The 21,832-nt window shown below is 67.7% G+C and carries 13 protein-coding genes, 1 tRNA gene and 1 other RNA gene; 8 read left to right on the forward strand and 7 right to left on the reverse strand.

The window, feature by feature from the left end:
- Together A5695_RS29145 and A5695_RS17115 are read left to right on the forward strand one after the other, a co-directional pair.
- Nucleotides 1-9,876, forward strand: a 9,876-nt coding sequence (locus tag A5695_RS29145) for a non-ribosomal peptide synthetase (RefSeq protein WP_197515527.1), incomplete at its 5' end; no start/stop codon positions are given.
- 38 nt (nt 9,877-9,914) lie between these two features.
- The gene (locus tag A5695_RS17115; RefSeq protein ID WP_068084829.1) at nt 9,915-10,637 is read left to right on the forward strand and encodes a class I SAM-dependent methyltransferase; all 723 of its coding nucleotides are present in this window, start codon (nt 9,915-9,917) and stop codon (nt 10,635-10,637) included.
- Here A5695_RS17115 and A5695_RS17120 read toward each other — a convergent pair.
- Nucleotides 10,634-11,071 (reverse strand): SRPBCC family protein, encoded by a 438-nt coding sequence (locus A5695_RS17120; RefSeq protein ID WP_068084487.1) that lies wholly within the window; start codon nt 11,069-11,071, stop codon nt 10,634-10,636. The genes A5695_RS17115 and A5695_RS17120 overlap by 4 nt on opposite strands.
- 68 nt (nt 11,072-11,139) lie before the next feature.
- Here A5695_RS17120 and A5695_RS17125 point away from each other — a divergent pair, with 68 nt between their 5' ends.
- Both A5695_RS17125 and A5695_RS17130 read left to right on the forward strand, forming a co-directional pair.
- Nucleotides 11,140-12,531: an FAD-binding oxidoreductase gene (locus A5695_RS17125; RefSeq protein ID WP_197515528.1), complete on the forward strand. Its 1,392-nt coding sequence runs from the start codon at nt 11,140-11,142 to the stop codon at nt 12,529-12,531.
- Between the two features lie 5 nt (nt 12,532-12,536).
- On the forward strand, nt 12,537-13,844 hold the full coding sequence (locus tag A5695_RS17130; protein ID WP_369830203.1) for a class I SAM-dependent methyltransferase: 1,308 nt from the start codon (nt 12,537-12,539) through the stop codon (nt 13,842-13,844).
- A 1-nt stretch (nt 13,845) separates the two neighbouring features.
- On the opposite strand, the gene A5695_RS17135 is transcribed toward A5695_RS17130, so the two are convergent.
- Nucleotides 13,846-14,781, reverse strand: a complete 936-nt coding sequence (locus A5695_RS17135; RefSeq protein ID WP_082946149.1) for an NADP-dependent oxidoreductase — start codon at nt 14,779-14,781, stop codon at nt 13,846-13,848.
- 92 nt (nt 14,782-14,873) lie between these two features.
- Here A5695_RS17135 and A5695_RS17140 point away from each other — a divergent pair, with 92 nt between their 5' ends.
- Nucleotides 14,874-15,440, forward strand: a complete 567-nt coding sequence (locus tag A5695_RS17140; RefSeq protein WP_068084490.1) for a TetR/AcrR family transcriptional regulator — start codon at nt 14,874-14,876, stop codon at nt 15,438-15,440.
- Here A5695_RS17140 and A5695_RS17145 read toward each other — a convergent pair.
- The 3 genes from A5695_RS17145 to ffs all read right to left on the reverse strand — a co-directional run bounded on the left by A5695_RS17145 (nt 15,437) and on the right by ffs (nt 18,913).
- Nucleotides 15,437-17,254 carry a DNA polymerase III subunits gamma/tau gene (locus A5695_RS17145; RefSeq protein ID WP_068084844.1) on the reverse strand — a complete coding sequence of 606 codons (1,818 nt, stop codon included), beginning with the start codon at nt 17,252-17,254 and terminating at the stop codon, nt 15,437-15,439. The two genes, A5695_RS17140 and A5695_RS17145, sit on opposite strands and share 4 nt — an antisense overlap.
- A 108-nt stretch (nt 17,255-17,362) precedes the next feature.
- Complete coding sequence (locus tag A5695_RS17150; RefSeq protein ID WP_068084494.1) at nt 17,363-18,655, reverse strand: aminotransferase class I/II-fold pyridoxal phosphate-dependent enzyme; 1,293 nt, start codon at nt 18,653-18,655, stop codon at nt 17,363-17,365.
- A 163-nt stretch (nt 18,656-18,818) separates the two neighbouring features.
- Nucleotides 18,819-18,913, reverse strand: an RNA gene (gene ffs, locus A5695_RS17155) — signal recognition particle sRNA small type.
- Nucleotides 18,914-18,978: 65 nt separating this feature from the next.
- Between ffs and A5695_RS17160 the strand changes: the two genes are divergently transcribed.
- Nucleotides 18,979-19,064 (forward strand) — tRNA-Ser (locus A5695_RS17160).
- 91 nt (nt 19,065-19,155) lie between these two features.
- Nucleotides 19,156-19,986, forward strand: coding sequence for a hypothetical protein (locus A5695_RS17165; protein WP_068084498.1), 831 nt, complete (start codon nt 19,156-19,158; stop codon nt 19,984-19,986).
- Between the two features lie 21 nt (nt 19,987-20,007).
- Here the strand turns inward: A5695_RS17165 and A5695_RS17170 are convergent, their stop codons facing one another.
- Nucleotides 20,008-20,748: an enoyl-CoA hydratase/isomerase family protein gene (locus A5695_RS17170; protein WP_068084848.1), complete on the reverse strand. Its 741-nt coding sequence runs from the start codon at nt 20,746-20,748 to the stop codon at nt 20,008-20,010.
- Between the two features lie 14 nt (nt 20,749-20,762).
- Nucleotides 20,763-21,143 carry a hypothetical protein gene (locus tag A5695_RS17175; RefSeq protein WP_068084846.1) on the reverse strand — a complete coding sequence of 127 codons (381 nt, stop codon included), beginning with the start codon at nt 21,141-21,143 and terminating at the stop codon, nt 20,763-20,765.
- A gap of 145 nt (nt 21,144-21,288) precedes the next feature.
- Here A5695_RS17175 and A5695_RS17180 point away from each other — a divergent pair, with 145 nt between their 5' ends.
- Nucleotides 21,289-21,768, forward strand: a complete 480-nt coding sequence (locus A5695_RS17180; protein ID WP_068084851.1) for a lipoprotein LpqH — start codon at nt 21,289-21,291, stop codon at nt 21,766-21,768.
- Nucleotides 21,769-21,832 lie beyond the last annotated feature (64 nt).

Genomic DNA, 21,832 nt, shown 5'->3' on the forward strand with positions numbered 1-21,832 from the left:
CTAGCCACCATCTACGCCCAAGTCCTCGGCCTCGACCGGGTCGGGGTTGACGACTCCTTCTTCGACCTCGGCGGCGATTCACTGTCCGCGATGCGCGTGATCGCGGCCATCAATGCCGATTTGGACGCCGACGTCTCGGTGCGCACGTTGTTCGACGCGCCCACAGTCGCCGAGCTGGCGCCCCGCCTCGTTGGAGGGAGCCGACGGAAAGCGTTGGTACGCGCAGAGCGCCCCGCGAGGATCCCTCTGTCGTTCGCACAGAACCGCCTCTGGTTCGTCAACCAGTTCGAGGGCGGGGTGGCGACCTACAACATGCCGACCGCATTCCGGATCACCGGAGAACTGAACATCGGCGCGCTAGCGGCTGCCCTCGACGACCTGATCGCCCGCCACGAATCGCTGCGCACGGTCTTCCCCGACGTCGACGGCGTTCCGCACCAACACGTTTTACCGGCCCAGCCGGGGATGTGGCGGCGCGGTGACACCACGGCGTTGCCGCTGGCCGATCAGCGCGAGGTTGCCGGCGAGTTGATCGCGCTTGCGAGTCACCGATTCGACTTGGCGACCGAGATCCCGATTCGCGCGCAGATCTATTCTACGGGCCCTGCCGAGCACGTGCTCGCGATTGTGCTGCACCACATCGCCTTTGACGGCTGGTCGCTGGCCCCCATGTTCAGGGACATCGGCGTCGCCTACACGAGCCGAGCTGCGGGCCAGATACCGGGCTGGGCCGAACTGCCGGTGCAATACGTGGACTACGCGCTGTGGCATCAGGAGTTGTTGGGAGACGAGTCCGACCCGGACAGCGTTGCCGCTCACCAATTGTGCTATTGGCAAAGAGAATTGGCTGGACTGCCGGAAATCGTGTCAGTGCCCGCGGATCACGTCCGGCCACCGGAGCCCAGCTATCGGGGCGACGAAGTAGAGCTGCTGATCGAGCCGGGGGTCTGGGCCGGGGTCAAACGGCTCGCCGCGGCGCACAACGCGACGGCCTCGATGGTGTTGCAGGCGGCCATGGCGGTGGTGTTGCACCGGGTCGGGGTGGGCGACGACGTGGTGCTGGGCACACCGATCGCGGGACGATCGGATCGGGCTCTCAGCGATCTGGTCGGATTCTTCGTCAACACTTGGGTGCTGCGTGTGGAAGTTGATCCGGCATGCCGGTTCACCGATGTCCTTGCGCGGGTGCGTAATAAAGCCCTGGACGCGTACAGCAATCAGGATGTGCCGTTCGAGCGGTTGGTCGAGCACCTCAACCCGGCCCGCTCCGCCGCGCACCACCCGTTGTTCCAGGTGCTGATGGTGCTGCAAAACAACGTGCGGCCGGAGGCATTCGCGATCGACGGCGTCGGCGTCGAACAGTGGGCGGTGCCCACCTGCTCGGCCCGCTTCGACCTCGATTTCGAACTGGTGGAGGTGCCCACCGACGACCCGGCCGCGCTACGGGCCGCCGGATCAGTGACATATGCGACGGATCTGTTCGAACGCTCCACCGTCGAGCGCCTGGTCGATCGGTTCGGGCGGGTGCTGGACGCGGCCGTCGCGGATCCGGCGGTGGTGGTGGGCGCGATCTCGTTGATGGATTGCGGCGAGCGCGAACTGGTGCAATCAACCTGGGCCGGTGCCGGTGTGGAGGCACGCGTGGGAGTGGCGCCGCACCTCATGACAGCTGCGGTGACGGCCGATCCGCACGCGGTCGCGGTGGTCGACGGTGCCCGCACCATGTCGTATCGCGAGCTTGACGAGACGTCGACACGCTTGGCGCGCGTACTGATCGAGGCGGGGGCCGTCGCGGAGCGCGCGGTGGCCGTCGCGATGGATCGGTGTTTGGAACTGGTGGTCACCTGGTGGGCCATCGTCAAAGCCGGCGGAACATATGTGCCCGTCGACCCGACGCACCCGGCCGAGCGCATCGCCACCGTCCTGGACACCGTCAACGCGATATGCGTGTTGACCCGCGATGCCGACACCGTTGCCGGGGCCGGCGACCGCCGCGTGCTGCACGTCGACGGTTTGGACCTCCCCGCACGAAGCGCGGACCCAATCACCGACGTCGACCGCCCGCCTCTGACGGTGAACAGCACCGCCCACGTCATCTTCACGTCCGGATCCACCGGCGCACCAAAGGGAGTCGCGGTCAGCCACGGCGGCCTGCTGGAAATCGCAGCACTGGCCGAGCGCTTCGGATTGAACTCGGGCTCGCGACTGCTGATGCTGGCCGCGCCGACCTTCGACGTATCGATCGGTGAATTGTTGCTCGCGGTTGGGTCGAGGGCAGCGCTCGTGGTGGCGCCGCCGGAAGCCGTTGCGGGCGAGGCGTTGACAGCGTTGCTGCACGACCATCGCGTCAACGCTGCGGTCTTGACCCCGTCGGTGCTGTCCTCGCTGGACCCCGCACGGCTCGACGCGGTCGACACCCTCATCACCACGGGGGAAGCCTGCCCAAGCGAGCTAGCGGCGGCGTGGTCTCAGGGCAGGCGAATGTTCAACGCCTACGGCCCCACCGAGGCCACCGTCTGGGCAACCTGCGGCACACCCTTGTCGCCGGGCCAACCGGTGGGAATCGGCAACCCCCTCCCGGGCGTGTACGCACTCGTGCTGGACACCCGGCTCAACCCCGCCCCCATCGGCGTCGTCGGCGAACTGTACCTGAGCGGACGTGCCGTCGCCCACGGCTATGTCGGCCGAGCGGCCTTGACCGCAGAACGGTTCGTCGCCAACCCCTTTGGGGATCCCGGCACACGCCTCTACCGCACGGGTGACCTGGTCCGTTGGACCGCCGCCGGGACACTGGACTACTTGGGACGAGCCGACACTCAGATCAAACTTCGGGGACAACGAATCGAGCTGGGGGAGATCGAGAACAGCCTGCTGGCCTGCCCGCACGTCACCATGGCCGCCGCCGCGGTGCACAACAACGGCACCGGCGCCAACCTCGTCGCCTACGTGGCCCTCGACCACGCCAACACCACCGACAACGATGACGACGAAATCGTCGCGCAATGGCAGCACGTCTACGACGACCTGTACGGCGCTGAGGCCGGCACCTGCGGGCTCGGCACCGACTTCCGGGGATGGAACAGCAGCTACACGGGCGAGCCGATCCCGCTGGCGGAGATGGAGGAGTGGCGGTCGACGACGGTGGACCGGATCATGGCCCTGCGACCACAGCGGGTGCTCGAGATCGGCGTGGGCCTCGGCCTGGTTCTGTCACACATCGCTCCGCAGTGCGAACAATACGTTGCCACCGACATGTCGGCGGCGGCAACCGATTACCTGGCCCGCTCGATGGAACGGCTGGAGCTCCCGTGGCGTGACCGCGTCCGGCTGCTGACTCGGCCCGCCCATGTGACCGAGGGCTTGCCACTGGGCTTCTTCGACACCGTCATCCTCAACTCGGTCGTTCAGTACTTCCCCAACGCGGGATACCTGTCCGACCTCATCGACAGCCTCATGGAGCTGCTGTGCCCGGGCGGATCGCTGTTCATCGGCGATGTCCGCAACCACAGCTTGCAGGGCGCATTCCAGACCGCGGTGGCGCTCGCCCGCAGCGACAAGACCGACACCGCCGAACTTCGTCACCGTATTCAACGCGCCCTGATCAGCGAAGCCGAACTGCTGCTCGCCCCAGAGTTTTTCACCGCTTGGGCGGCCGACCATCCGGCGGTATCGGCGCTCGACATCCAAGTCAAGCGCGGAGCGGCCGACAACGAACTCACCCGATACCGCTACGACGTCGTCGTGCATAAAACGCCCACATCGGTGTATTCCCTGGCCGCCGCCCCAACCTGGGCGTGGACCGATTGCGCCGGCCTGAGCGGGCTGCGCAATCGATTGGACTCCCACCGTCCCGCCGACATCCGGATATCCGGCATCCCGCGCGCCGGGTTGGCCACCGACGTCCGAATCGAAGAGGGCCTGGCCGCAGGGCTATCCCTGGCCGACGCGCTCGCCCGGGCCACCGGCGTCGAGTCGGCCGACACCGTGACACCCGAAGAATTGCACCGCCTCGGCGAGGCCGTCGGTTACCGCGTCGCGGTCACGTGGGGCACTCAACCGGGCACGCTCGACGCCGTCTTCGTGGACACTGCTGAGGAAAGCATTCCCAACGGCAGCGACGTGTACCTCCCGGACCCGGATCGGGCGCAGGACACGGCGAATGACCCCCGCAACAACACGCGGATCAGCGCGGTACGTCGCCGGTTGAGCGCCCGGTTACCGGACTACATGTTGCCGACGCAGATCATCGTGCTCGACGAGTTCCCGATGACCTCTTCCGGCAAAATCGACCGAAAGGCGCTGCCGGCGCCGATCTTCGCCGACACGCCCTTCCGCGCACCGCAGACCCCGACCGAAGAAATCCTGGCCGGGATCTATGCCCAAGTACTCGGCCTGGACCGGGTTGGGGTCGACGAATCGTTCTTCGACCTGGGCGGCGACAGCATCTCGTCGATGCAGGTGGTGGCGCGGGCCCGCGCGGCCGGCCTGCGCTGCCGCCCGCGTGACATCTTCGTCGAACAGACCGTGGCCGGGCTGGCCCGGGTGGTTTCAGTGGCCGACACCGGCCCCGTCGACGAGGGAATCGGCGAGGTCGCGGCGACCCCGATCGTCCGGTGGTTGCGCGGCGTCGACGGCCCTGTCGACCAGTTCAACCAGACCGTGGTGTTGCAGGCGCCCGAGGCGGTGGGCCCGGCCGACGTCACGGTCGTGCTGCAAGCCCTGCTGGACCGCCACGCCATACTGCGACTACGCGTCAACGATGGCTCCGAAGGCTGGAAACTCACTGTGCCCGAACCGCAATCGGTGCACGCCGCGGCACTACTGCACACCGTCGACGCACTCACCGACGAGACGATCATCGCAGCCCGGTCACGGCTCAACCCCGCCGCCGGGGTCATGCTCAGCGCCGTGTGGGCGAGCACCACCGAACAGTTGGCGTTGATCATCCACCACCTGGCCGTGGACGCGGTGTCATGGCGGATCCTGCTCGAAGACCTCAACATCGCTTGGGCTCAACACCACAGCGGCCAGCCAATAGCGCTCCCGCCAGTGGGCACATCATTCCAGCGGTGGGCCGCACTTCTCACCCAACATGCCAGCACCCCGGCGGTGTTGGCGCAAAACGAGAACTGGCAAGAGGTCTTGGCTACGCCGCAGGCACTACCGCGGGCGTCGGACACCTATGCCGCCGCCGGACACCTGACCACCTCGCTGGACGGTGAGACCACCCGCCTGCTGATGAGCGACGCGCCCGCGGCGTTCCACGCGGGAATCCAGGACATCCTGTTGATCGCGTTCGCGTTGGCCTGCGCCGAGTTCCTTGGCACCGGCGACACGCGGATCGCGCTCGATGTCGAAGGCCACGGCCGCGACGAAGAGCTTGCTACCGACGTCGACCTGTCCCGCACCGTGGGCTGGTTCACCACCAAATTCCCCGTGGCGCTGAGCGTCGGCGCGCTGCCCTGGCCGCTGGTGACTGCCGGTGACGCCAGTCTCGGCCCAATCATCAAGTGCGCCAAGGAGCAATTGCGCGCGCTTCCCGATCCGCTGACCTATGGACTGCTGCGCCACCTCAACACCACCCTCACGGGACCCGAACCCACGATCGGATTCAACTACCTCGGTCGCCTTGGTGCCCACCCCGGCGCGTCGAAGGATCTGTGGCTGATCAGTGCGGATGGCTCGGCGTTCACCGCGGCGGCGGCTGCGGTGAGCATGCCGTTGATGCACACCCTGGAGCTGAGTGCCGTCGCCGTTGAAACCGACTCCGGCCCTGCGCTGAACGCCACCTGGACTTGGGCACCCTCCGCACTCGACCACGCCGGTGTCAGCAGACTCAACCGGCTGTGGTTCGAGGCCCTGGCCGGCATCTGTGCCCACGTTGCGCGGGGCGGCGGTGGGCTGACCCCTTCCGACATCTTGCCCGCGCGGCTCACCCAACAGCAGGTCGACACCCTGCAACAGCAGTACTTGATCGCCGACATCCTGCCGCTCACCCCGCTGCAGCAGGGCCTGCTGTTCCATGCCAGCGCCACACAGGGTTTCGACGACCTGGCCGAACTCTATTCCGTTCAGCTGGATTTCAGCGTGACCGGGCCGCTGGACCCCGAACGGATGCGCGCCGCGGTGCAAACGGTGGTCGAGCGCCACCCCAACCTTTGCGCCCGCTTCTGCACCCACGGCGAACCGGTTCAGCTGATACCGGCCGATCCTATCCCGGCATGGCAGTACATCGAACTGGACAACACCGACGACGCCGACGAACGGATCCGGCAATTATGCGCGGCCGAACGAGTCGCCGTCTGCGACCTCGCGAATCCGCCGGCCTTCCGAGTGGCACTCATCCGCACGGCACCGGACCGGCACCGGATCGTGGTCACCAATCACCACATCGTCCTCGACGGCTGGTCGACGTCGATCCTGCTGCAGGAGATGTTCGCCGCGTACTACGGGCAGCGACTCCCGGCGTCCACCTCGTATCGCAGGTTCGTCACCTGGCTGGCCGGTCGCGACCTCGACGCCGCCCACACCGCATGGCGCGAGGTACTCGCCGGATTCGACACCCCCACCCTCGTCGGGTCGGCGAACCGGGCGGGGCCCGGGCGCCGAGGCGAGGCGTCGTATCGGTTCCCTGAGCAAACGACTCACGCGCTGACCGAACTGGCGCGATCGCATCGCACCACCATCAACACCGTCTTGCAGGCCGCCTGGGCACAACTGCTGATGTGGCTGACCGGCCAGCACGACGTCGTGTTCGGCGCCGCGGTCTCGGGACGGCCAACCGAGCTCCCCGGCGCGGAATCGCTTGTGGGGCTGTTGATCAACACGGTGCCGGTCCGCGCCACCATCGGCGCGGCCACTAATACCACCGAATTGCTGAACCAGCTCCACCAGGCTCACAACCGAACATTGGACCACCAACACCTGGCGCTCACGGCGATCCATCACATCACCGGCCACGACCAGTTGTTCGACACGCTCTTCGTTTACGAGAACTATCCCGTCGACACCAGCGCGATGGCGGGAGCCCATGAGTTCGCGGTTACCGACATGACCACTCACGAATCCACCCACTACCCGCTGACATTGGAGGCCCGCACGGGCGAGCAACTCGGCGTGCGCCTCGAATACGACACCGGCATCTTCGACACCGGCACCATCCACACGCTCATCACGCAGTTGGAGCGCGTGCTGGAGAACATGACCGCCGATCCGACCGCCCGATTGTCCGCCCTCGATCTGCTCGACGAGCCCGAACACACCCGCCTTGCTGCCTGGGGCAACCTGGCATCGCTGGATCGGCCCGCGGCACCGGATTCGATTCCGGCGTCCTTCGCCGCCCAGGTCGCGCGGACCCCCGATGCCGTGGCACTCACCTGCGCCGGTCGCTCGATGACCTACCGCGAAATCGACGCGTCCGCGAACCGGCTGGCGCACCTATTGCGCGAACGGGGCGCACGGCCCGGACGGTGCGTAGCGCTGCTGTCCGCCCGCACCGCTGACGCGATCGTCGGCATTCTCGCGGTATTGAAGGCCGGTGCGGCCTATCTGCCGATCGACCCGGCGCTGCCGCGCGAACGGATCGAGTTCATGATCGCCGATGCCGGGCCGATCGCCGCGATAGCGACCGGAGGGCTGGCCGACCGGTTGGACGGACCTTCTTTGCCGGTCATCGCCCTCGACGACGCCCGAGTCACGGCATACCCGGCAACAGCTTTACCGCCGCCGGACCCCGATGACCTGGCCTACATCATCTACACCTCGGGCACCACCGGCGTCCCCAAGGGCGTGTCGATCACCCACCGCAACGTTACTCAACTCGTCGGCTCGCTCGATCCGAATCTGGCTTCGCCACAACAGGTATGGACACAATGGCATTCCTACAGTTTCGACATCTCGGGCTGGGAGATCTTCGGCGCCCTGCTCAATGGTGGGCGGCTGGTCGTGGTGCCCGAGTCGGTGGCCGCGTCCCCGGCCGACTTCCACCACCTGCTGGTCACCGAAGACGTCACGGTGCTGTGCCAAACGCCGACCGCGGTGGGAATGCTCGCGCCCGAAGGATTGGAGTCGGTGGCGCTGCTGGTCGGTGGTGAGCCATGCCCGCTCGACGTCGTGGACCGGTGGGCGCCCGGCCGGCTGATGATCAACGAATACGGCCCGACCGAGACGACGATGTGGGTGACGTTGAGCGCGCCTCTCACAGCGGGATCCGATGTCGTGCCGATCGGGGCGCCGGTGCCCGGCGCCGCGCTCGTCGTGCTCGACGGCTGGCTGCGCCCGGTATCGGCCGGGGTCGTCGGTGAACTCTACGTGGCCGGAGGCGGTGTCGGAGTCGGCTATTGGCGTCGGCCGGGGCTCTCCGCTGCGCGGTTTGTGGCGTGCCCGTTCGGGCCGCCCGGAACGCGGATGTATCGCACCGGAGATCGGGTGCGCTGGCGCGCCGACGGGCAACTCGAGTACCTCGGGCGCACCGATGATCAGGTCAAGATCCGCGGCTACCGGGTCGAACCGGGCGAAATCCAAAGCGCCCTTAACGAACTCGAGGGGGTCGAGCATGCGGCCGTGATCGCCCGCGAGGACCGCCCCGGCGAAAAGCGCCTGGTCGGTTACATCACCGGCACCGCCGACCCCGTCGCCGTGCGCGCGGCACTGGCCGAACGGCTACCCGCCCACATGGTGCCGGCCTCGGTGGTGGCGCTGCAGGCGTTGCCCTTGACCGTCAACGGCAAGCTGAACGCCCGGGCGCTGCCGGTGCCCCGCTACGCGGACGGCGACCGGTACCGCGCACCGGCGAATCCGGTTGAGAAGATTCTGGCCGACATCTACGCGCAGGTGTTGGGCGTGGAGCGCGTTGGGGTCGACGACTCGTTCTTCGATTTAGGCGGGGACAGCATTTCGGCGATGCGGGCGACCGCCGCGATAAACGCGGCCCTGGATACGGGACTGGCGGTGCGCACGTTGTTCTACGCGCCGTCCGTGCGGCGCCTGAGCCGGCAGCTGAACACGCCGGCGACCACCGAGGAGTTGGTGCCCGTCGAGACCCTCAAGGAGGGCAGCGGCGTTCCACTGTGGTGTATCCATGACGGCTTCGGACTCAGCTGGCCATATCGAGCGCTCGGCGAATATCTGGATTGCCCGCTCATCGGCATCAACCGGGTGCCCCAAAACGGCGAGGGCGAACCCGCATCCATTCGGGCCATGGCGGCCAGATACGCCGACACCCTCCAAACGCTCTATCCCGACGGCCCATACAAGCTGCTGGGTTGGTCGTTCGGCGGCGTCGTCGCCCACGAACTCGCCATCGAGTTACAGCGGCGCGGATGCGTCGTCCACAGCCTAGTCGTGCTGGACGCCCCCTACTCCGCGACCAAGGGCATAACCAGGTTGGCAGCCAACAGGATTCGGGCGTCGGCCGAGAGCCAGATCCTGGAGCGCATTCTGCGGGCCAACGGCATAGACGCCGGTTCGGGGCCCCTTACCTATCAGCGCGCCGAGGAGTTGATTCGCCGGAAGCTGGGCGGCTCCATCCTGCCGCCGAAAGAGTTGTTGGAATTCATGGTCAAAAGCGCCAATGCCAGTCAATCGTTCCTGGCCGAGCACGTGCCCGAGGTGTTCGACGGCGACATGGTCATGTTCTCCGCTGCCCGCAATGGACACCGAAACGGCGGCGACCCAACGCTATTGGCGCAGATGCAGAAGATGGGAATCCAACTGGCGGCCCGGTCTCGGCTGAAGAAATGGAAATCCCATACCGCCGGGGCGTTCACGGCGTACTCGGTCGACTGCTCGCACTACGACATGTTGACCACCTCATCGCTCAACATGTACGGCGAGCATCTCAAATTTGCCCTCGAGAACGCGAGGCGGTCACGGTGAAGAAACGGCAGACGGTTGATTCGATCGACTTTGCGAGCATGCCCCGGGGCGGACCGGACGCTTCCTGGCTGGACCGGCGGTTACAAACGGACCGGCTCGAATATCTGGACCGCGACGACGTCGAGGATCTCAAGCGCAGGGTGATCGCCGCGCTCGACCGCGCCGAACGACGGCGGTCCCGCGCGCACGAGGGCTTGGCCCGGGTCGTGCTCGCCGAGCTGCCCGATGCACCCTCCCCGACGATCCTCGAACTCGGGGCCGGGTTTGGCGGTCTGTCACGCAGGCTGCTGGCCAACCACTCCACGGCGCATGTCACGGTCACCGACGTCGATCCGGCGTTCGTCGCCGAGATCGCCGCCGGCGACCTGGGGGCCCACCCGCGCGCCACGGTGCGGCAGATGGACGCGACCGCGATTGACGCCCCGGACGGGCACTACGACCTGGCGCTGTTCGCGCTCTCGCTGCACCACCTGCCCCCTGAGCAGGCCGCCCGGGTGTTCGCCGAAGGGACCCGCGCAGCGAAGAAGTTGCTGATCATCGACCTCCGCCGGCCCCCGGCGCCGCTCCACGTCGTGGTGCTGGCGGCGGTGCTCCCGTTCACTTGCCTGATCCCGTTGGCACACGACGGCGTCATCAGCTCGTTGCGGGCCTACAGCCCGTCGGCCCTGACGGCGCTCGCGCAGCATGCGGATCCGGCGATCAAGGTTGAGTTCCGTACCCGGGCGCTGGGCCCGACGGTGGTGGTCGCCAGTCGCGCCTAGCCCTCCAGCTCCCGCTTGAGGTTTTCCAGAACCTCGCCTTGAATCCTCTTCAATCCCAGTGGTGCAAAGGTCTTTTCGAAGAATCCCTTGACTCCGCCGGCGCCGGTCCAGGTGGTCTTCACGGTGACGCTGGAGCCGGGTCCGGCGGGGGCCACCGTCCAGTTGATGATCATCGACGAGTTCGCGTCCTTCTCGATGACCGAGTGGCCGGCGACGTCGACGTTGACCTGCACGTCGCGGACGCGCGACTTGGTGGCCTGCAACTTCCATTTGGCGACCGTGCCCGCTCCCTGACCGCCCTGTAACACCTGGTAGTCGCTGTATTGCGGGGACAGAATTTTCGGACGCACCGTCTCATAATCCGCGACCGCCGCCAGGGTGGCGGCCGGCTCGACATTGACCAAAATCGTGCTCGCAGCACTCACCTGTCCCAAAACAACTCCTGAAAGCTATGCCCACCCGCGCGCGGGTGCACGGGCTGTGGTCGAAGACTAGGATATATGTGGTGCCTGCCCCTGGATCTGCACTCTCGGCGCACAAGTCGGGCGTTGACCGGCTGATGGCGAGTTATCGATCCATCCCCGCGACGTCCGTGGTCCGGCTCGCCAAACCAACGTCAAATCTGTTCCGCGCCCGGGCCAAACGCGACGCCCCGGGCCTGGACACATCGGGGCTGACCGGCGTGCTGAGTGTCGATCCCGAATCCCGTACCGCCGAGGTGGCCGGCATGTGCACCTACGAGGATGTGGTCGCCGCGACCTTGCCTTTTGGCCTTTCGCCGCTGGTCGTGCCGCAGCTGAAGACCATCACGCTGGGCGGGGCGGTCAGTGGCTTGGGCATCGAGTCAGCGTCGTTTCGCAATGGGCTGCCGCACGAATCGGTGCTGGAGATGGATATTCTCACGGGCGCCGGCGAGTTGCTTACCGCATCCCGCACCCAGCACGCCGACCTGTTCCGTGCCTTTCCCAATTCCTATGGGACGCTTGGCTATTCGACCCGGCTGCGGATCGAGCTGGAGCAGGTCGCACCGTTTGTGGCGTTGCGGCATGTCCGCTTCCGCTCGTTGCCCGCGCTGGTCGCGGCGATGGAACGCATCATCGACACCGGCGGCCAGGGCGGAACACCCGTCGACTACCTGGACGGCGTGGTGTTCAGCGCGGATGAGAGCTACCTGTGCGTGGGCCGGCGAACCACCACCCCCGGACCGGTTAGCGACTACACCGGGAAAAAGATCTACTACCAATCGATTCGGCATGACTCCCCCGGTGTGGAAGCCATCAAGGACGACCGGCTGACGATGCACGACTATTTCTGGCGCTGGGACACCGACTGGTTCTGGTGCTCGCGGGCGTTCGGTGTGCAGAACCCCCGGCTGCGGCCGTGGTGGCCGCGCCGCTACCGGCGCAGCAGCGTGTACTCGAAGCTCGTCGCCATGGACCAGCGTTTCGGTATCGCCGACCGGATCGAGAAGCGCAAAGGCCGTCCCCCACGGGAGCGCGTGGTCCAAGACGTAGAGGTGCCGGTCGAACGGACCTGTGAATTCTTGGAGTGGTTCCTGAGCAACGTGCCCATCACCCCGCTGTGGCTGTGCCCGCTGCGGTTGCGCGACCACGAGGGCTGGCCGCTGTATCCGATGCGGCCCGACCACACGTACGTCAATGTCGGCTTTTGGTCTTCGGTGCCGGCGGGCGCCACGGAAGGTGGCACCAACCGGACGATCGAGGCGAAGGTGAGCGAACTCGGCGGGCACAAGTCGCTATATTCCGATTCGTACTACGCCCGCGAGGAATTCGACGAGTTGTACGGCGGCGAGGCCTACAGCACGGTCAAGAAAACCTACGATCCCGATTCCCGTCTCCTCGACCTCTACGCAAAGGCGGTACAACGGCGATGACTTCCATTAGCGAGACCAAAGAACCCCACCGGACCACCGGGAAGCTCAGCATGGCGGAAATTTTGGAGATCTTCGCCGCCACCGGACGCCATCCCCTGAAGTTCACCGCCTACGACGGCAGCACCGCGGGCAGCGCGGACGCCGAACTGGGCCTGGACCTGCGCACCCCGCGCGGCGCCACCTATCTGGCCACCGCCCCCGGCGAACTCGGTCTCGCCCGCGCGTATGTGGCGGGCGACCTGGACCTGTACGGCGTCCATGCCGGTGATCCTTACCAGCTGCTCAAGACGCTGACCGACCGCGTCCAATTCAAGCGGCCGCCGGCGCGCGTGCTCGCGCACGTGGTGCGTTCGATGGGGCTGGAGCGGCTGGTGCCTGTCGCCCCGCCGCCGCAGGAGACGCCGCCCCGGTGGCGCCGGATCGCCGACGGGCTGATGCACACCAAGACGCGCGACGCGGAGGCCATCCACCACCACTACGACGTCTCCAACACCTTCTACGAGTGGGTGCTCGGCCCGTCGATGACGTACACGTGCGCGGTTTACCCCGACGCCGATGCGACGCTGGAAGAGGCCCAGGACAACAAATACCGGCTGGTCTTTGAAAAGTTGCGGCTGCAGCCGGGCGACCGGCTGCTCGACGTCGGCTGCGGATGGGGCGGCATGGTCCGCTTCGCCGCGCGACGCGGCGTCCGGGTGATCGGCGCAACCCTGTCCAGTGAGCAGGCGAAGTGGGCGCAGCGCGCAATCGAGGAAGAGGGGCTCGCGGACCTCGCCGAAGTCCGCCATTCCGATTACCGTGACATCGCCGAGGGCGGATTCGACGCCGTGTCCTCTATCGGACTCACCGAGCACATCGGCGTCAAGAACTACCCGGCCTACTTCGGCTTCCTCAAGTCGAAGCTGCGTACCGGCGGTCTGCTGCTCAACCACTGCATCACCCGCCACGACAACAAGTCGACGTCCTTCGCCGGCGGCTTCACCGACCGGTACGTCTTCCCGGACGGCGAGCTGACCGGCTCCGGCCGCATCATCATCGAGGTGCAGGACGTCGGCTTCGAGGTGCTGCACGAGGAGAATTTCCGGCACCACTACGCGATGACGCTGCGGGACTGGTGCCGCAACCTGGTCCAGCACTGGGACCAAGCCGTCGACGAGGTCGGCTTGGCCACCGCCAAGGTGTGGGGCCTGTACATGGCGGCTTCCCGGGTGGCCTTCGAGCAGAACAACCTGCAGCTGCACCACGTGCTGGCGGCCAACGTCGACGCGCGCGGCGACGATCAGCTGCCGCTGCGGCCGTGGTGGACGCCCTGAGTCAGGACGCGCACTCGATCACCAGCTTGCCCTTGGGTGTACCTCTTGTCTCCAGTTCGGTGAGCGCCGCGATCGCGTCCGAAAGCCGGACCGTGCGAGCTACTTTCGGCGCCAGCTTGCCCCGCTGAGCCGCCTCGGCGATGCCCGCCATGTGGTCCGGAGTCGGTCGGCCGGCGGCGATCTTGTGCCGCGGCGAGACCACCGACGCGGCGATCTTGCGGGGCGAGAACACGACGTGCACGGCGACACCCCCGGGCCTGAGCATCGAGTCGCACTGGCCCACCGACAGCGCACCGGCGGTGTCCACCACGGCGTCGAAGCGGCCGCGGTAGGAGTCGGGGTGGAAAGCGCGGTAGTCGACGGCCTCGCGGACGCCGAGGGCAAGCGCCTCCCCCCGGGCGCCCGCGCTGCAGTTGCCGGTGACCTCGGCCCCGCGCATCAGGGCGAGCTGGGTGGCAGAACGCCCCACCCCGCCTAGACATCCGGTAACGAAAACCGACTGTCCCGCTTTCACTTTTGCCTTGTCGACGACGGCCGACCAGGCCGTCACGCCGGCCATGGGCAGCGCGGCGGCCTGGTGGAACGAGACCGCCGCCGGCTTGAGGTAGGCGTTCTTCTCCGCGGTGACGAGGTATTCGGCGAACGCACCGCCGGCCCGGATGCCCTGGATGCCGAACACCTCGTCGCCGACCCTATGGCGGGTTGCTCCAGGCCCGAGCGCGTCGATGACGCCGGCGAAGTCATGGCCCATGACCCGGGGAAACCGATGCCCGGAAATCAACCGGAGCCTGCCCGCGCGCACGCCCCAGTCCGCGGGATTGGCCGAGGCGGCGACCACCCGAACCCGAACCTCGCCGCGCTCGGGCACCGGGGTGTCGACCTCCATCAGGCGCATTTCCTCCGGCCCGCCATACCGCTGATATTGGATTCGCCGCACCGGCAATCCCTTTCGATCACTCCCCTGAAATGACAGTGACTGACACTACCACGTTGCGACAGTGCCTGTCATGTCGCTGCTAGATTGGTGCCATGCCGAGGAGCGGACACGAAGCGCGGGCCCGGCTCCAGCAGGCCGCTATCGAGCTCTTCGGAGAGCATGGGTTCGACGCCGTCACCACCGCCGAGATCGCCGAACGGGCCGGTGTCACGGAAAGGACCTACTTCAGGCACTTCCCCGACAAGCGCGAGGTGCTCTTCGACGGCGAGAACCAACTCACCGAACTTCTCACCGCGGCCCTGGCCGAGATTCCCGAGTCCGAGCCGCCGCTGCCGACGCTGCGTCGCGCATTCCGCACGCTCGTTCCGATGCTTGAAGGCAACCGGGCCACCGCCGAGCCGCTGTGGCGGATCGTCGCGGCCACCCCGACGCTGTGGGAGCGGGCCGCCGCCAAGGAAGCCCGCCTCGTCGACAGGCTGGCGGAGGCGCTGCGCGCCCGCGGCATCGACGGGAGCGCAGCGGACCTTGCCGCCCGCACCGGGTGGGGAACCCTCGCCCACGCGATGCGCACCTGGCGGGCGGATCCGGGCGGTGGCCTCGAACGCCACGTTGAACGCGCCTTCCGCGAGCTTCGGGCGCTGGTCGCAAAGCCCGACTAACCGCCGTCGATCCGGCGCGCCCCCAGCTCGTTCTGCAGCAACTCCAGCGCGGCCTCTTCGGGATCGCGCCGCGGCGCGGACGAGTCGCTGCGGCCCGCCTCGGCGAGCATGTGCTCCTCGTCGTCGTCGCGCTCGGGCGGCTCGACCACCGGGGCACGCTCTTGGACCTTGGGGGGCAACGGGTTTGGCGCCGGCGCCGAGTCTCCGACCTCGCAACGCACCCGCCAGCTCACCCCCAGCGCGTCCTTCAGCGCTTCGGCGATGACGTCGGCGTTGCGCTGTTCGCACAGCCGCTTGGCCAGCGGCGCCGAGGAATGGGTCAGCACCAGCGTGTTTTCCTCGATTGCGCGGACGGTCGCGCCCGCCAGCATCACCTCGGTGGTGCGACTACGCTGGCGCACCTTGTCGCGCACCGTCGGCCACATGGTTCGCACCGCCGCGGCGTTGAGCTCGCCCGGCTCGCCCACCGGTTCGGGGACCGGCTCGGGAACCGCGGGCACCGGGACGGGTTCGGGGACGGCCTCCGGCATGGGTACGGGCGGAGCGGACCTGGGCGGGGCGGCCTCTCGGCGCGGGGCGGCCTCCCTGCGGGGCCGCACGGGCGTGGCGACGACCGGCGCTGGCGGGTGTGCGGCGGCCGCCTCGGAGGCGGGAATGGACATGTCCAGCCGCGTCTCGATCCGCTCGACGCGCTGCAGCAGCGCCGACTCGGTGTCGCTGGCCGACGGCAGCAGCAGCCGCGCGCAGACGACCTCGAGCAGCAGGCGCGGGGCGGTCGCGCCTCGCATCTCACCCAGCCCCGCTTGCACGACCTCGGCGTAGCGGGTCAGCGTGGCCGCCCCGAGGCGGGTCGCCTGGTCTCGCATCCGGTCGAGCACGTCCTCGGGGGCGTCCACCACGCCGCGACTGACGGCGTCCGGGACGGCTTGCAACACGAGGAGATCGCGGAACCGCTCCAGCAGGTCGGTGGCGAAGCGCCGCGGGTCGTGGCCCGCATCGATCACCGATTCCACCGCACCGAACAGCGCCGCGGCGTCCGACGCGGCCAGGGCGTCCACCGCGTCGTCGATCAGCGCGACATCGGTGGCCCCCAGCAGTCCGAGCGCCCGTTGGTAGGTCAGGTGGTTGTCCTCGGCCCCCGCGACAAGCTGGTCCAGCACCGACAGCGTGTCGCGCGGCGAGCCGCCGCCGGCGCGGATCACCAGCGGGTACACCGCGTCGTCGACGACGACGGCCTCCTGCTCGCAGATCCGCGCGATCAACGCCCGCATGGTCTTCGGCGGCAGCAGCCGGAAGGGGTAGTGGTGGGTGCGCGACCGGATCGTCGGCAGCACCTTCTCCGGTTCGGTGGTGGCGAAGATGAAGATGAGGTGCTCGGGCGGCTCCTCCACGATCTTGAGGAGGGCATTGAAACCCGCGGTGGTCACCATGTGCGCCTCGTCGATGATGAACACCCGATAGCGCGACTGCGCCGGCGCGTAGAACGCGCGGTCCCGCAGCTCGCGGGTGTCGTCCACGCCGCCGTGGCTGGCGGCGTCCAGTTCCACCACGTCGATGCTGCCGGGAGCGTTGGGGGCGAGCGCCGTACAGGATTCGCAGACCCCGCACGGGGTGGCCGTCGGGCCCTGCGCGCAGTTCAGCGACCGGGCCAGGATGCGCGCCGACGACGTCTTCCCGCAGCCCCGGGGGCCGGAAAACAGGTAGGCGTGGTTGATGCGACCGGCCTCCAGGGCGATCGACAGCGGTTCGGTGACATGCTCCTGCCCCACCACCTCGGCGAAGCTTGCCGGTCGGTACTTGCGGTAGAGGGCCACGGTCAGCAGGCTACCGGCGCCGGCCGACGACAGCCCGCCGGGCATCGAGTGTGCGGCAGCGGCTTCGAGCGTGAACCTACGGCGGACCCGCGCGGCGTGTCGTCGCCCTCAGCTCACGCTCGATGCGGCGGATACGAGCAGTGATTCCGAGGCCGCCAGCAGCGCGCAGGTGGCCAGCCCGTCGACCGCGTCGCGCAGGTCCGGCAGCGACGGGAAGGTGGGCGCTATCCGGATGTTCTTGTCGTCGGGATCTTTGCGGTACGGGAACGACGCGCCCGCCTCGGTCACCGCGATGCCCGCGTCCTTCGCCAGCGCCACGGTGCGGCGCGCCGTCCCGGGTAACACGTCGAGGCTGATGAAGTAGCCGCCCTGGGGTTCGGTCCACGTGGCGATCTTGGAGTCGCCCAGCCTCTTGTCCAGGATGTCCAGCGCCAGCTCGAATTTGGGCGCCAGTATCTGCTGGTGCCGCAGCATGTGCAGGCGCACCCCGTCCGCGTCGCGGAAGAAGCGCAGGTGCCGCAGCTGGTTGACCTTGTCCGGGCCGATCGACTTCTTCCCCGCGTATTGCAGGTACCACGCGATGTTGCCCAGTGATCCGCCCAGGAAGCTCACGCCGGCCCCGGCGAAGGTGATCTTGGAGGTGGAGGCGAAGACGTAGGGGCGGTTCGGGTTGCCGGCCGCGGCGGCCAGACCCAGCACGTCGATCTGGTGAGGGAAGTCGTGCGTCAGCGTGTGCACGGCGTAGGCGTTGTCCCAGAACAGCCGGAAGTCGGGGGCCGCCGTCCGCATCTGGACCAGCCGTCGCACCGTTTCCCACGAGTAGGTGATCCCGGTGGGGTTGCCGAACACCGGCACCGTCCACATGCCTTTGATGGCGGGGTCGGCCGCGACCAGTTCCTCGATCAGGTCGACGTCGGGACCGTCGGCCAGCATCGGGACGGGGATCATCTCGATGCCCATCGTCTCGGTGATGGCGAAGTGCCGGTCATAGCCGGGAACGGGGCACAAGAACTTGACGCTCGCTTCGTCCTTCCACGGGCGCTGCGAATCGACTCCGCCGTACAGCATCGAGAAGGCGACCAGGTCATGCATCAACTCCAGGCTGGAGTTGTTGCCGGCGATGAGGTTTTGCACCGGGATGCCGAGCAATTCCCCGAAGATGGCGCGCAGCTCGGGCAAGCCGTGCAGCCCGCCGTAGTTGCGGGTGTCGGTGCCCTCACTGTCGCGGTAGTCGTCGCCGGGCAGGCTCAGCAGCTGGTTGGACAGGTCGAGCTGCTCGGGCGCCGGTTTGCCGCGGGTCAGGTCGAGGGCCAACTTCTTGGCCTGCAGATCCGCGTAATCCTCCTGGTTGCGCGCGTGTGCGGCGGCAAGCTCTTCCGGGGTGAGGGAATCCAGCGACACGGTTTACCCTTTCGCGGTCGACGGCTGGACAGTGGCGATCGCAAGCGCGGCGTAGCCGGGCGCGGCGGGTCGCCACCCTTCAAACCTAGTGGCGATCGCAAGCGCGCCGTCGCCGGGTGCTGGGCGCACCGCCCGCTTGCGGGGACGGGTCGCCACCCTTCGAATTAGGGGACCCCGCGCACCCGACAGAGCCCATTGACCCTTGCTGCCTTCCGGCCCTGGGGGAGTTCACAGGATAGACGCCGCGCGGGGTCCACGGCGAGTGTAATACCTGGCGCGGAGCGAGTGGCGGCCGCTATGGCGGCCTCGGTTACCATGGCCACGGAGGATTCGCCTAGTGGCCTATGGCGCTCGCCTGGAACGCGGGTTGGGTTAACAGCCCTCGCGGGTTCAAATCCCGCATCCTCCGCAATTGGTCCGCCATGCGGACGGGCACGAATGGGTATGGATTCGGGTTGGCCGCCTTTAGGCTGGGGTGAGCTCAACACACGAGGAGGGGCATGGGGCGCAAGATTGCCGTGCCGTGGCACCTGCTGTTCTCCCTCGTCGCCGGCGCCCTGTACTTCTTTTTCGTGTTGCCCCGTTGGCCGGAGCTGATGGGTGACACCACCCATTCGCTGGGGACGGCGCTGCGTATCACGACGGGTGCGCTGTTCGCCTTGGCCGCACTGCCGGTGGTGTTCAACCTGTTGCGGGTGCGCAGGCCGGAGCTGGGGACGCCGCGGCTGGCCCTGACGCTGCGGGTCGCCTCGATCGTCTGCCATGTGCTGGCGGGTGTGCTCATCATCGGAACGGCGATCAGCGAGATCTGGCTGAGTCTGGACGCCGCCGGCCAATATCTGTTCGCCATTTATGGGGCGGCCGCCGCGATCGCCCTGCTCGGGTTCTTCGCGTTCTACCTGTCGTTTGTCGCCGAGTTGGCGCCGCCACCGCCGAAACCGATCAAGGTGAAGGAACCCAAGAAGCGCCGGCTGCGCCGCAAGGAGGCCGACGAGACCGAAACCGACGAGACCGACGAAGCCGCCGAGGACGAGGCCGAAACCGAAGAGGCCGGCGAGCCGGAGGAGGCCGACACCGCCACGGCGAAGACCCCCGAAGCCGAGACCGAAGAGGCCGGCGAGCCGGAGGAGGCCGAGTCCGTCACGACCGAGACCTCCGAGCCCGCAGCCGCGGCGGAACCCATGGCTGCGACGGAAGAACCCGCCGAAGCGCCCACCGAGGAGACCGAGGAAGGCCAGGCCAGGTTGCGCAACCGTCGTCCGACGGGGAAGGGGCCGCAGCGGATTCGGCGCCGGCGCACCAGGGGCGGGATCGCCCTCGACGAGGAATAGCGAGGAATAGCCGGCCCTGATTCAGTCGCGGCGCCGCAGGCGCTCGACGTAGGCGGCGATGCGTTGCTGGGTCTCGTCCGCGCCCCACATCTGACGGACCTCGTCGTCGATAGCACCTCCCTCGCGGATCCTCGCCATCGTCAGGGCCCGCAGCTGCGTCTTGGTCTGGCGATAGGCGGCGGGGATGCCGCCAAGATCCGAGGCCTCCGCCACGGCCTCCCCGAGGAGATTGTCGGCAACCACGCGATGGGCGAGTCCAAGAGCGACGGCCTCGGACCCCCGATAATTGCGGCCGACCAGCAGCACTTCCTCGGCGTGGTCACCGCACGCGTAGCGCATCACCTCCAGCGCCGCGACCGGGAACGGCACCCCGACTCGCACCTCGGCCGCCCCAATGGGCGCCTCAGGCGCGATCAAGCGCCGGTCACAGGCACACGCCAGCACGCACCCGCCGGCGATGGCGGCGCCGTTGATCGCCGCGACGGTCGGTCCGGGATAGCAGAACATCGCCTCGAACGCCGCGGACAGCGCCGGGACCAGGCGGTCGGTGTAGGCGGCGCCCCCGTCGACCACGCGGTTGAGGTCGACCCCGGCGCTGAACGCGCGGCCGGCTCCGGTGACAACGAGCGCGCCGGCGTCCGAACGCCCCAGATCGCGAACCGCCGAGGTCAGTTCTTCGAGCAGCTCGACGTCCTGGGCGTTGACGGGGCCGGACGACAGGGTCAACACCTGCACGGATTCGACGGTCTTGAGGTCGATCATGGTCACATCCTCGGTCAGCGGCTCACGGCCGCGATGACGACCGGAATGTCGGTGTTCTCGTCGGTGTGATAGCTCGCGCACACGCGGTGATAGCCATCGGCGATCTGTAACGGGGTTCCGGTCGGGAAGTCGCCGCGCACCACCAAGATGGGCGACAGCGGTTGCCCTTTCTCGATTTTGGTCAGGTCCGCGGCGACGTGCGGATTATCGACCGGCAGTAAGCCCAGCCGGGCCGCACGCAGGATGTCCTTGGCCTTCCGGTGCGTGACCGCGCCGGCCTTCAACTTCTTGATCACCTTTTTCACGGTCGCCGGGTCGGCGAGCATGGTGAGGTAATTCGCCGCCGCCGGAAAGTCATGGGCCTCAGGCTCTTCCAGCCACTTCACGCTCAACATCGCGTGCCTCCCTTCATCCGCGCCGACCTCGACGCAGCCTACCGGCTCGACGTCGCGAAATTTGGGATCGGTAGCGAATTCCGGGGGCTGTACTTGCGCCATGACGACGCCATCGGGGCGACGCATGGAGGAAGGAAATCGCAAAGTGAAACGACTTCTCGCGGCTGCGATTGGGACACTGGGCGCCGCATCGGTGCTCGTGGGGTGTTCCAGCGGCGGGCACACGGCCAGCCCGGCATCGAGCACGGCGCCCAGCGTCGCCCACGGCGGCGGGGCACAGGTCAAGGTGGGCGGCACCGACTTGGCGGGTCTGGACCCGGCTTCGGTGACCTGCGTCAAGACCGGCGGCAAGATCAACATCGGCAGTGGTTCCAGTGGCGGACAACAGGCACTCGCCGTCGTGATGACCGACGAGTCCACTCCGAAGGTCGAGTCGCTGGCGATGGTTGTCGACGGCAACGCGCTGTCGGTCAGCAACAGCATGGGTGCGAAGGTCGGCTCGGCCGATGTGGCGGTGGACGGCAAGACCTACACCATCACGGGCCAGGCGCAGGGCGCCGACCTGAAGAATCCGATGGCCGGAATGATCACCAAGGACTTCAACATCAAGGTGACCTGCGGCTGATCGGTCGCGACCGGGCGGCGGACGTGCCCACTCACGCGTCCGCCGCTCGCCGCTTTCCCTGCCC

It is taken from the genome of Mycobacterium sp. E1747 (assembly GCF_001667775.1).
Taxonomy (GTDB): domain Bacteria; phylum Actinomycetota; class Actinomycetes; order Mycobacteriales; family Mycobacteriaceae; genus Mycobacterium.